We start from the raw sequence: 10,280 nt of genomic DNA, 5'->3' as shown, positions 1-10,280 counted from the left end.
TAAAAATTAATAGTTGAACTAATCCCGATTTTTTTCAGGATCTTTTGTGATTATCTTAAACCTTATATATTATTCAGCATACATATCTAGTTCAGACAAAATTTTCTCTGGAGCTTCATACTTTGTATGAATTTTCTCGTTGTTTTTTACAACTCTAATCCCTTCCAATAAAACAATATCTTTTTCAGACAATCCTTTAGAGACTATAAATAAATGAGGCAGTTCTGCACCTACAGTAATTTCACGTTGTTTGGCAACGTTGTTTTTATCAATTACAAAAACATAACGTTTGTCTAAGATTTCGAAAGTTGCTTTTTGTGGAATAATAATTACATCTTTAAAAGGTACTTTCATTAAAATGCTTCCAGTTTCTCCATGTCTTAAAATTCCATCAGGATTTGGGAACATGGCTCTAAAAGCTATGTTACCAGTATTGCTGTTAAATTCACCCTCAATAACTTCTACAATTCCTTTTTGATTAAATTCTTTGTTATTTGCCATTAAAAGTGACACTTCTTTCTTCTTATCTTTATTTTTACTAATTATATAGTCTAAATATTCTGCTTCTGGAACGTTAAAATAAACTCGCATTTTGCTATTGTCAGAAAGTGTGGTAAGTAATTCGCCTTCGTCTAAAAGGCTGCCTTCTCTAACATGAAGATGATCCATAATTCCATCAAAAGGAGCTGTAATTCTTGTAAAACCTAAATGCGTTTGTGCTAAAGAAACTTCGGCATTTGCTTTTGCTAATTTTGCTTTAGACATTGCCAATTCGTTTTGAGAAACTACATTGCCATCTGCCAGTAATTTGGTGTTTTGTAACTCAATCTCTGCTACTTTAGATTCTGCTTTTGCTTTGTCTAAATCTGCTTGATAAATATTTGGCATAATTTGGAACATTGCTTGTCCTTTTGTTACGTTCTGCCCTTCATCTACAGAAATATTTTTTAAATAGCCTCTTTCTAAAGCTCTTAATTCTATATGTTTAAAAGAGTGGATTTGGCTCACATAATCTTTTGTGATAGAGGTGTCTTTTTTGATAGGGTTTGTTACTAAAAATTTTACTTCTTTCTCTTTGTGTTGTTTTTTTGATTCGCAACTTGTGTATAATAATACAGTTAACAAGCTAACGAAAAGAATATTTTTTTTCATTATTGTAATTGTGTGAATAGTACCAAACACTGTAATGTTGTTTTGGCATCCGAATGTTGATATTTAGAAAATCAGTTTTTAGAAATGGCTGATTTTCCTAAAATTTATTAAATTTAGGTAGTTTAATAATGAGCAGATTTATAGTAATCTACTTTAAGAGAGTTGTAAAATCAGATGATAAAAACCTGAAACTTGATATGTAGTTTTAAAGAAGTATTTTTAAAACTAAAAGGGTATACGCTGTTTTTTTGTTGATATCTGTAAGCTAATTTTAGTAAAGAGCTTTTATAAAAAACACTAGCTAAAAAATTATCAGCAGTTATTTTGTAGTTTTCTTTGGATGAAATCTCCTCATTTTCCTCAATATTTTCAATATCTACAATATTAGGAACAGGAATATTTCTATGTTCTTTTTGATAAGGAGAAAAACGTACGTGTATATTTTCTTCTGATGAACTACTAGAAATTGAAACATCAAAATTTGATGAAAAAGAAACATGCTTATCGTTATTATTTGCAAAAGCATTTGCAAAATTAGTTAACAATAAGGGAATTAAAAGAAATAAATAGCTTCTAAAAACTCGGTTTATTTTCATATCACAAAATTATATCAAAATAAATGAATTGATCCTATGAGAAAGTCTGTTTTTTTGAAAAGTCTTGATTTTTATCATACTTTAAATTAAGAGTGTTTCATTTTAAATTATTATTTAAATTATATTTATTTTTTTGATAAATTCTTAATGTTTTAGTAAAAACCTAATCGTTTTGTGAAAAAACCATTTTTGTTTTGCTGTTTTTTTTTAAAATTTCTTCTTAAAGTTAATTAACATATCATTAAGAAGATAGAAAGTTACTTTTACGATATGATTAGAGCATCGTTCTAAAAGATGCTTATTTTGCCTTATTTAATCAACAAAACTAAATGAAATACCTGTTAACTTTATTTCTTTGTAGTGCTTTTTTAGCTACAAATATCGTTGCTCAAGAAACATCAGAAACAAAGATTCCTAAAAGAATTTATACTACAAAAAGATTAAAAAAAGTCCCAGTTATTGATGGATTTATTGCTGATGACGCTTGGAACGAAGTAGAATGGTCTACAGATTTTACTGAAAAAAATCCTGATGAAGGCACAGCACCTGCTTATCAAACAATGTTTAAAGTATTGTATGATGCTAAATATTTATACATTGCTTTACGTGCTTTTGATGAGGAGCCAGAAAAAATTCAACAAAGATTAAGTAGAAGAGATGGTTTTGCAGGCGATAGAATAAATGTAATTATTGATAGTTATCATGATAAAAGAACCGCCTTTGTTTTTACAACAACTGCAGCAGGCGTTAAAGGCGAAGAAATAGTTTCGCAAAATGGAAATAATTGGGATGAAAGTTACAACCCAATTTGGTACACAAATGCAAAAGTAGATGATAAAGGTTGGACAGCAGAAATGAAAATTCCTTTTAGTCAATTGCGTTTTGGCAAAGATAAAGAGCAAATTTGGGGTTTTAACATCAACAGAACTATTTTTAGATTTCAAGAACGTTCTTTATGGCAAAGAATACCCAATAGCCAAGCTGGTTTTATTAGTGAAGCAGGAGAATTACATGGCTTAAAAGATTTAGTAGCACAAAAACAATTAGAGATTCAACCTTTTACAGTGCTGCAATATGATAATTATCCATCAGAAGCTGGCAATCCTTTTAGAACTGGAAGCGATTTTAAATTAAATGCTGGTTTAGATGCGAAAATTGGAATTACGAATGATTTAACGTTAGATTTAACTGTAAATCCAGATTTTGGACAAGTAGAAGCAGATCCTGGAACCATTGCATTAGATGGCTTTCAAATATTTTTCAAAGAACAAAGGCCTTTTTTTGTAGAAAACTTTAATATTTTCGATTTCGAATTTGCAAACGGAAGTGATAATCTTTTTTATAGCAGAAGAATTGGTAGAAATCCTCATAGAGATGCAAATCTAGAAAATGGTGAATTTGCTCAAACTCCACAAAACTCCACAATTTTAGGAGCCGCAAAATTTTCTGGAAAAACTAGAGATGGTTGGTCAATTGGTGTTTTAGAGAGTGTAACTGCCAATGAATTTGCAAATATTAGGCAAATTGATGGTTCTGAAAGAGAAGAAATTGTAGAGCCATTAACGAACTATTTTGTAGCAAGAGCGCAAAAAGATTTTAATGAACGTAATTCTTTTATTGGCGGAATTTTTACAGCAACCAACAGAAATTTAAACGGTAATTTTAGTGAATTACACAAAGCAGCATACACAGCTGGAGTAGATTTTCAGCATAACTGGAAAAATAGAGAATATTATGTGGAGGGAAATGCAATTTTTAGCCACGTTTTAGGAAGTACAGAAGCAATTACAAGAACACAGAGAGCTTTACGTCATAACTTTCAAAGAGTAGATGCAACACATATTTTTGTTGATGAAAATAAAACATCTTTAACTGGAACAGGAGGAAGAGTAGAGGTTGGTAAAAATGGTGGAGGAAATTGGAGATATAATGGAGGTTTTATCTGGCGTTCTCCAGAATTAGAGTTAAATGATGTTGGTTTTTTAAGAAGAACTGATGAAATGATTCAGTATGCGAATGTTAATTATTTGTGGCTAGTTCCAACCGAAGTTTATAGAAATATAAATGCAGGTTTTGACCAAGGTTCTGTGTACGATTTTAATGGCAATTTAAACAATATTAACTACGAATTAGCAGGAGAAATTAGTTGGATAAATAATTGGTGGTCTGAGGCTGGTTATAGTTTAACCACTAATTTTTATGATAATTTCTTTTTGAGAGGTGGTCCAAGATGGCAAAGACCAGATACTTCTTCTAAATACATTTTTATAGGCTCTGATAATAGTAAGTTGTTTAGTTTTACTTTAGGATATTCCAATAACGATAGTGATGAAAATGTTGTTGGTCGAGATCGTTTTGTGATTAGAACAAATTATCAACCATCAGATGCGTTTAGCATGTCTTTTAATATAGAATATGAAAATGAATTTGATAGAACTCAGTTTATTCCTGAAGCAAGAGGAATATCGTTTAATAATGATGCAAGATATATTTTAGGACGAATTCAAAATGAAACCCTAACAACTACTTTGCGTTTAAATTATAGTTTTTCGCCAGATATTTCTCTACAATTTTATGGACAACCTTTTATTAGTAGAGGTATATTTACCGATTTTAATTATGTTATAAATCCTGTAGGAGAAAGTATTAAGGGTAGAATTTCCGTTTATAATGATACTCAAATAAGTTTTGAAAATGATCGTTACATAATTGATGAAAATAGAGATGGTACAACAGATTACGGTTTTGAAAATCCTGATTTTTCTTTTGTACAACTACAAACAAACTTGGTTGCAAGATGGGAATATATTCCTGGATCTGAATTGTTTTTAGTTTGGTCTAGAGGTTCTGTTGGCAATGCAGATGTTACCAGCGATTTAGCAAATAGTGTTTCAGAGCAAGTTTTTGAAGCACCAGCTAATGATACTTTTTTAGTAAAGTTTACCTATCGATTTGCAAGATAGATTTCAATTACGGAAACAACTTATAAATGTTATTTCTCTTTAGGAAACGAGCAATGGTAATAATTTCATTTGAATAGAGAATTCCTAATCTATAATCGACAACTCTAATTTTGTAAGCTTTTGAATGACCAGATTTTATAAAGGTGTGAGTATTTTGTAGAGTGTATAAAAAAATCCGAAGTAAAATATTTTACTTCGGATTTTTTATTTTGATTTCTATTTCTATAATTTTTATTCTATTTCATCAACCAACTCAATAGAACTGGCAACAAATTTATCATCGATAAATTTACCTGTAACTTCTGCTTTTCTAATTACATTACAAAAACCAGTATGTTCATCATGAGCATCACCAAAATCATCAATTTTAAAACCTTCAACAAAATAGGCTTTCTTATTAATTCTAACTGCTAAGCTGCAACCTTCATCAGAATCTAATTCGAATTTACATTGTCCACAAGAAACTTCTGCAACTTGTTTAATTTCTTTGCTATTTGAACAAGAAATTGCAATCATAAAGATTGATAAAAAAAGTATTTTTTTCATGATAATAAATTTTACTTAATTAAAATAAACTAAGGATTCATATTCTTTGTAATTGAATCTTGTTACAACAATAAACAATAAATACTGCCTACTTTTTAGACCAAGAATCTCTCAAACCAACAATTTTGTTAAAGACTAAATTCTCTTTTGTAGAATCATCATCAACATTAAAATAACCCATTCTTTGAAACTGAAAACGCTCCCCAATTTCTGCAGATTGTAAACTTGGTTCTAAAAAAGCAGTAATAATTTCTAAAGAATTTGGGTTGATGAATTCCATAAAATCTTTGTCTTTATGTGCATCTGGAGCTTCATCTAAAAACAACCTGTCATAAGCTCTAACTTCTGCTTTGATGGCATGTTTTGCAGAAACCCAATGCAAAGTTCCTTTCACTTTACGTTTGCTTTCTTCAGTGTCCATTCCAGATTTTGTTAATGGATCATAAGTACATTGAATCTCAATGACATTTCCATCAGCATCTTTTGTACAGCTATTTGCTTTTATAAAATAAGCATTTTTTAAACGAACTTCGCTACCCAACTTCAACCTAAAAAACTTCTTATTTGCTTCTTCTCTAAAATCCTCTTTTTCAATATAAATTTCTCTTGAAAAAGGAACTTCTCTACTGCCAAAACCATCTTCGTAATCATTATAATTGGCATCTAACATTTCCTCTTTATCCTCAGGATAATTGGTAATTACCACTTTTACAGGATCTAAAACACCCATTACTCTTTTAGCAGTTTTGTTTAAATCTTCTCTGATTTTAAACTCTAATAAAGCTACATCAATTACATTTTCACGTTTAGAAACTCCAACAGTTTCAATAAAACTTTTTATAGATTCTGGAGTGTAACCACGTCTTCTTAAACCAGAAATTGTTGGCATTCTTGGATCATCCCAACCAGCTACAATTCCATTTTCAACTAAAGTTAACAATTTACGTTTACTCATAATTGTGTAACTCAAATTCAAACGAGAAAACTCACGTTGTTTTGGCGGATTTGGATATTCAGATTTGCTATATTCTAAAACATTCTCTTTAAACCAATCATACAATTCTCTGTGGGGTTTAAACTCTAAAGAACATAAAGAATGTGAAATTTGTTCAATATAATCGCTTTCTCCATGCGTCCAATCGTACATTGGGTAAATGCACCAATCATCTCCAGTTCTATGATGAGATTTGTACATAATTCTATACATTAAAGGATCACGCATCAACATATTTGGAGATTCCATGTCAATTTTTGCACGCAAAGTGTGTTCACCTTCCTTAAATTTTCCATCTTTCATTCCTTGAAATAATTCCAAGTTTTCTTCCACAGATCTATTTCTAAAAGGACTGTTTGTACCTACTTGAGTTGGCGTTCCTTTTTGAGCTCTCATTTCTTCTGACGATTGCGAATCTACATATGCTTTTCCGTCTTTTATCAACAAAACAGCCCAATCATAAAGTTGCTGAAAGTAATCAGAAGAATAACATTCATTTGCCCAAGAATACCCCAACCAAGAAATATCTTTCTTAATAGCATCTACATATTCTTGCTCCTCTTTTGCAGGGTTTGTATCATCAAAACGCAAATTTACAGGGGCATTATATTTTTGCCCTAAACCAAAACTAATTCCAATAGCTTTTGTATGACCAATGTGCAAATACCCATTTGGTTCTGGTGGAAAACGAAAACGTAAATCCTCTTTTGGCATTCCATTTGCCAAATCTTCTTCTATAATATGCTCTAAAAAATTGAGCGAATTCTTCTCTTCAGACATCCTTTTCTATAAATAAATTGAGGTGCAAAATTACGTAAAATACTTTTTAGACTTTTAGCATTCGTAACAAAATTGTAAATTCAGCAACTAATAGATAAACACCATAAATTATGAGCGATAAAATTAGGAATTACACCTGTCCAAAATGCAACAATAAAACATATAAATTAGGGGAAATGAGAGCAACTGGAGGTACTTTGTCAAAAATTTTCGATATTCAAAATCAGAAATTTACCAGTGTAACTTGCGAAAAATGTACATACACCGAATTTTATAAAACCAAAACAAGTGCAATAAGTAACGTTTTCGACTTTTTTACAAGTTAAAATAAATTGATATTGAGCTTTATGAAATATGGGCGTTCCCAAGCAAAAAAGCTTGGTCAGGCTTTCCACTATAGTTTTTTATTTTAGAATAACAAATGTTTTATTTAAATTCATATTTAAGGAATTCTAAATAATTGTCATTTCTGTTAGTGTAGTAAATTAAATAAAAAAGCTGTCGTTTCAATCCTTAACGCAGGCACATTTATCAGTTAAAGTTTTAATAAAAGACAATTCAGTACTTATATTTTATTGTAATTTTGTTATAAATAAAGATTTTACCCAATAAAATTATGTTTTCTTTTTCCTTAAATCATATTGCACTTTCTGTAAAAAATGTTGATTCATCTATAGATTTTTATCAAAAAGTATTGCAATTAGAAGAAATAGAAAACACTGCGTCAAATTCTAAAACAAGATGGTTGCAGTTAAGTAAATCAGTACAATTGCATTTAATTCCACGTCCAAATTTAACAGTAACCATAAATAAAGCTGTTCATTTTGCAGTTTCTATAAACGACATAAAACCTTTTATAAAGCACCTGTTAGAGTTAGATATAGAATATTCAGACTGGACTGATACACTTGCTAAAGATTATGTTAGAAAAGACGGTATTCAACAAATCTATTTTCAAGATATAGATGGTTATTGGATAGAAGTAAATAATGATGTGTAACTTAATTTTCACCTTGTTTTTATTGTAAATTTGTACCTATGAAGAATGATGCAGAAAAAAAGCCAGATTTAGTTGTTTTTAATGAAGAAACACAACAATATGATGCTGCTTTAAAACCTTATGGCACATCAGCAAGTTCACCAGTAATTAAGCCATTAAATACAGCAAGTTGGAAAAACGATGGAATTACACGTGTAAACAAACAACTAAAATCTAAGTTTGATGAGGTTAAAAAAGAATACGAAAACTTAATGCAAAAGTTTCAGTATAATGATTTAATCTACAATGCAAAGTTCAGTTTCGAGCCAATATTTGGCGAAAACTATCATTTATACAATAATAGAAATGGAGAGCCATTTTTGTCGATCATAGAACCAGCACAATGCAATTTTGAGTACATTGGTTCTTTCAGATTAAACACAGACAAAATGTGGGAAAAAATAGACTAACAACAAGATATTTAAGTGGGAATAATAAAAGTAAAAAACATTAAACTCTATGCTTTTCATGGTTGTTTAGATGAAGAAGCAAAAATAGGTTCAGAATACAGAGTTGATGTAAAGGTAAAAGCAGATTTAAAAAAATCATCAAAAACCGATGAACTTTCTGATACTGTAGATTATGTGCATTTAAATCACATTGTAAAAGAAGAAATGGCAATTCGTTCTAAATTATTAGAAGAAGTTGCGCAACGTATTTTAAATCGCTTTTTTAAAGAATTAAGAATGGTACAAAAAGCTACAGTTTCTGTTTCAAAAATTAATCCACCAATTGGTGGAAATGTAGAGGAAGTTGTAATTGTTCTTTCAAAAAAACGATAAGTATAAAAAAGGCTTGTAGAAATTATAAATTTATGTAAATTTGCAATCCGAAATATAAAAGGTGTCTTGGCCGAGTGGCTAGGCAATGGTTTGCAAAACCATGTACAGCGGTTCGAATCCGCTAGACACCTCGAAAAACCTTGATAAATTTTATCAAGGTTTTTTTATGCGCTAATTTTAAGATTGTAGATTAACAAAATTTTGTTTTTAATAAATTCTTTGTATTTTAAACGTAAACTATTTTTGTAATTAATTTAAAAAAAAACATGAAAATTAAAATATTCGTAATAACAGTATTATCAATTTTTGTAATGAGTTGTAACTCAAAAAAAGAACAGAAAGTAGATTCGTTTGATGAGTCTATAACAGGAAAATATTGGAAACTAAAAATCCTTAAGGGAAAAGATATAAAAATGGAAGAGAATCAAAAAAGAGAAATCTTTTTTACATTAAAAGCAAATGATAGCACTGTATCTGGTTTTGCAGGTTGTAATTCTCTTGTTGGTCAGTTTTCAATAGAAAAAGGAAATAGAATTCGTTTTAAAAGCATGAGTACAACATTAATGGCTTGTCAAGGTATTTCTTTTAACGAATCTGAATTTTTAAAGGTTTTTGAATTAGCAGATAACTATACAATTAAAGACGATATTTTATCCCTAAATATTGGTAGAAGAGCTCCTTTAGCTGTTTTTGAAGCTGTTTATTTGAAATAAGCAAAACTCAAATTTAATATTTATTAATCTAAATAAATTATCGATTACGTTAAAAAATAATTTAATAGGGCAAATAAAATACTGCTTAAAGCTATAAATTGCAACAGATTTTAGAAGTACTAATTATTCTAAATTTTAAAACGAATCACTAATTAAAAAATATATAGATGAAAACAAATATTGGAATATCGGAAAAAAACAGAAAAGAAGTCTCAGACATATTAGGAAAGTTATTAGCAGATGAATTTGTATTGTATACAAAAACATTAAGAGCTCATTGGAATTTAGAAGGACACGATTTCCATACAAAACATGTGTTTTTTGAGGAACATTATGATGCGATTAAACTATTTACAGATAGTGTTGCAGAGAGAATTAGAAAAATTGGTCATTACGCTCCAGGAACTTTAAAAGAGTTTTTAAATTTAACAAATTTATCTGAAAAGTATGATGGAGATAACACAAGTCACGATTATACAGTAGCTTTATTAAAAGATCACGATTCAATTATACAGTATATTCGAGAAAATTTATCGAAAGTTGGTGAAGATTGTAAAGATGTTGGGTCAGAAGATTTCTTAACAGGATTAATGCAAGAACATGAAGAAATGGCTTGGATGTTAAGAGCAACAGTTGCTAAATAATTATCATAAATATTAAAATATTTAAAAAGCTAAATTCAATTTGAATTTAGCTTTTTTTGTGCTAAAAAAAT

At 29.5% G+C, this 10,280-nt stretch carries 11 protein-coding genes and 1 tRNA gene; 8 read left to right on the top strand and 4 right to left on the bottom strand.

Annotated features, from left to right (window positions below):
- Positions 1-69 precede the first annotated feature (69 nt).
- Together LPB03_RS09175 and LPB03_RS09170 are read right to left on the bottom strand one after the other, a co-directional pair.
- Positions 70-1,152, bottom strand: coding sequence for an efflux RND transporter periplasmic adaptor subunit (locus LPB03_RS09175; protein WP_065317608.1), 1,083 nt, complete (start codon positions 1,150-1,152; stop codon positions 70-72).
- Positions 1,153-1,322: 170 nt separating this feature from the next.
- Complete coding sequence (locus LPB03_RS09170) at positions 1,323-1,748, bottom strand: hypothetical protein (protein WP_065317609.1); 426 nt, start codon at positions 1,746-1,748, stop codon at positions 1,323-1,325.
- Between the two features lie 329 nt (positions 1,749-2,077).
- Here LPB03_RS09170 and LPB03_RS09165 point away from each other — a divergent pair, with 329 nt between their 5' ends.
- On the top strand, positions 2,078-4,711 hold the full coding sequence (locus LPB03_RS09165; protein ID WP_065317610.1) for a DUF5916 domain-containing protein: 2,634 nt from the start codon (positions 2,078-2,080) through the stop codon (positions 4,709-4,711).
- A gap of 231 nt (positions 4,712-4,942) precedes the next feature.
- Here LPB03_RS09165 and LPB03_RS09160 read toward each other — a convergent pair whose 3' ends face one another.
- Positions 4,943-5,257, bottom strand: coding sequence for a DUF6370 family protein (locus LPB03_RS09160; protein WP_065317611.1), 315 nt, complete (start codon positions 5,255-5,257; stop codon positions 4,943-4,945).
- 88 nt (positions 5,258-5,345) lie between these two features.
- Complete coding sequence (locus tag LPB03_RS09155; protein ID WP_065317612.1) at positions 5,346-7,031, bottom strand: glutamine--tRNA ligase/YqeY domain fusion protein; 1,686 nt, start codon at positions 7,029-7,031, stop codon at positions 5,346-5,348.
- Between the two features lie 110 nt (positions 7,032-7,141).
- Here LPB03_RS09155 and LPB03_RS09150 point away from each other — a divergent pair, with 110 nt between their 5' ends.
- From LPB03_RS09150 to LPB03_RS09120, 7 genes are all read left to right on the top strand, one after another.
- Positions 7,142-7,357 carry a zinc ribbon domain-containing protein gene (locus tag LPB03_RS09150; protein WP_065317613.1) on the top strand — a complete coding sequence of 72 codons (216 nt, stop codon included), beginning with the start codon at positions 7,142-7,144 and terminating at the stop codon, positions 7,355-7,357.
- A gap of 290 nt (positions 7,358-7,647) precedes the next feature.
- Positions 7,648-8,031, top strand: a complete 384-nt coding sequence (locus LPB03_RS09145; RefSeq protein ID WP_065317614.1) for a VOC family protein — start codon at positions 7,648-7,650, stop codon at positions 8,029-8,031.
- A gap of 38 nt (positions 8,032-8,069) precedes the next feature.
- Positions 8,070-8,480, top strand: a complete 411-nt coding sequence (locus LPB03_RS09140) for a DUF2452 domain-containing protein (RefSeq protein WP_065317615.1) — start codon at positions 8,070-8,072, stop codon at positions 8,478-8,480.
- Between the two features lie 15 nt (positions 8,481-8,495).
- Complete coding sequence (gene folB / locus LPB03_RS09135; protein WP_065317616.1) at positions 8,496-8,852, top strand: dihydroneopterin aldolase; 357 nt, start codon at positions 8,496-8,498, stop codon at positions 8,850-8,852.
- Between the two features lie 60 nt (positions 8,853-8,912).
- A tRNA-Cys gene (locus LPB03_RS09130) sits at positions 8,913-8,983 on the top strand.
- A gap of 135 nt (positions 8,984-9,118) precedes the next feature.
- Positions 9,119-9,565, top strand: a complete 447-nt coding sequence (locus tag LPB03_RS09125) for an META domain-containing protein (RefSeq protein ID WP_065317617.1) — start codon at positions 9,119-9,121, stop codon at positions 9,563-9,565.
- A gap of 167 nt (positions 9,566-9,732) precedes the next feature.
- On the top strand, positions 9,733-10,209 hold the full coding sequence (locus LPB03_RS09120; protein WP_065317618.1) for a Dps family protein: 477 nt from the start codon (positions 9,733-9,735) through the stop codon (positions 10,207-10,209).
- Positions 10,210-10,280: the final 71 nt, after the last annotated feature.

The sequence above is a fragment of the Polaribacter vadi genome (assembly GCF_001761365.1).
In the GTDB taxonomy this organism is placed as follows: Bacteria; Bacteroidota; Bacteroidia; order Flavobacteriales; family Flavobacteriaceae; genus Polaribacter; species Polaribacter vadi.
Note: the sequence above shows the minus strand (reverse complement) of the source record. Positions and strands in the feature narration are given on the sequence as shown.

What these genes read in the sequence shown, in the direction of transcription:
- LPB03_RS09175 (WP_065317608.1), bottom strand. Translation starts at nt 1,152, where the DNA reads ATGAAAAAAAATATTCTTTTCGTTAGCTTGTTAACTGTATTATTATAC.
- LPB03_RS09170 (WP_065317609.1), bottom strand. Translation starts at nt 1,748, where the DNA reads ATGAAAATAAACCGAGTTTTTAGAAGCTATTTATTTCTTTTAATTCCC.
- LPB03_RS09165 (WP_065317610.1), top strand. Translation starts at nt 2,078, where the DNA reads ATGAAATACCTGTTAACTTTATTTCTTTGTAGTGCTTTTTTAGCTACA.
- LPB03_RS09160 (WP_065317611.1), bottom strand. Translation starts at nt 5,257, where the DNA reads ATGAAAAAAATACTTTTTTTATCAATCTTTATGATTGCAATTTCTTGT.
- LPB03_RS09155 (WP_065317612.1), bottom strand. Translation starts at nt 7,031, where the DNA reads ATGTCTGAAGAGAAGAATTCGCTCAATTTTTTAGAGCATATTATAGAA.
- LPB03_RS09150 (WP_065317613.1), top strand. Translation starts at nt 7,142, where the DNA reads ATGAGCGATAAAATTAGGAATTACACCTGTCCAAAATGCAACAATAAA.
- LPB03_RS09145 (WP_065317614.1), top strand. Translation starts at nt 7,648, where the DNA reads ATGTTTTCTTTTTCCTTAAATCATATTGCACTTTCTGTAAAAAATGTT.
- LPB03_RS09140 (WP_065317615.1), top strand. Translation starts at nt 8,070, where the DNA reads ATGAAGAATGATGCAGAAAAAAAGCCAGATTTAGTTGTTTTTAATGAA.
- LPB03_RS09125 (WP_065317617.1), top strand. Translation starts at nt 9,119, where the DNA reads ATGAAAATTAAAATATTCGTAATAACAGTATTATCAATTTTTGTAATG.
- LPB03_RS09120 (WP_065317618.1), top strand. Translation starts at nt 9,733, where the DNA reads ATGAAAACAAATATTGGAATATCGGAAAAAAACAGAAAAGAAGTCTCA.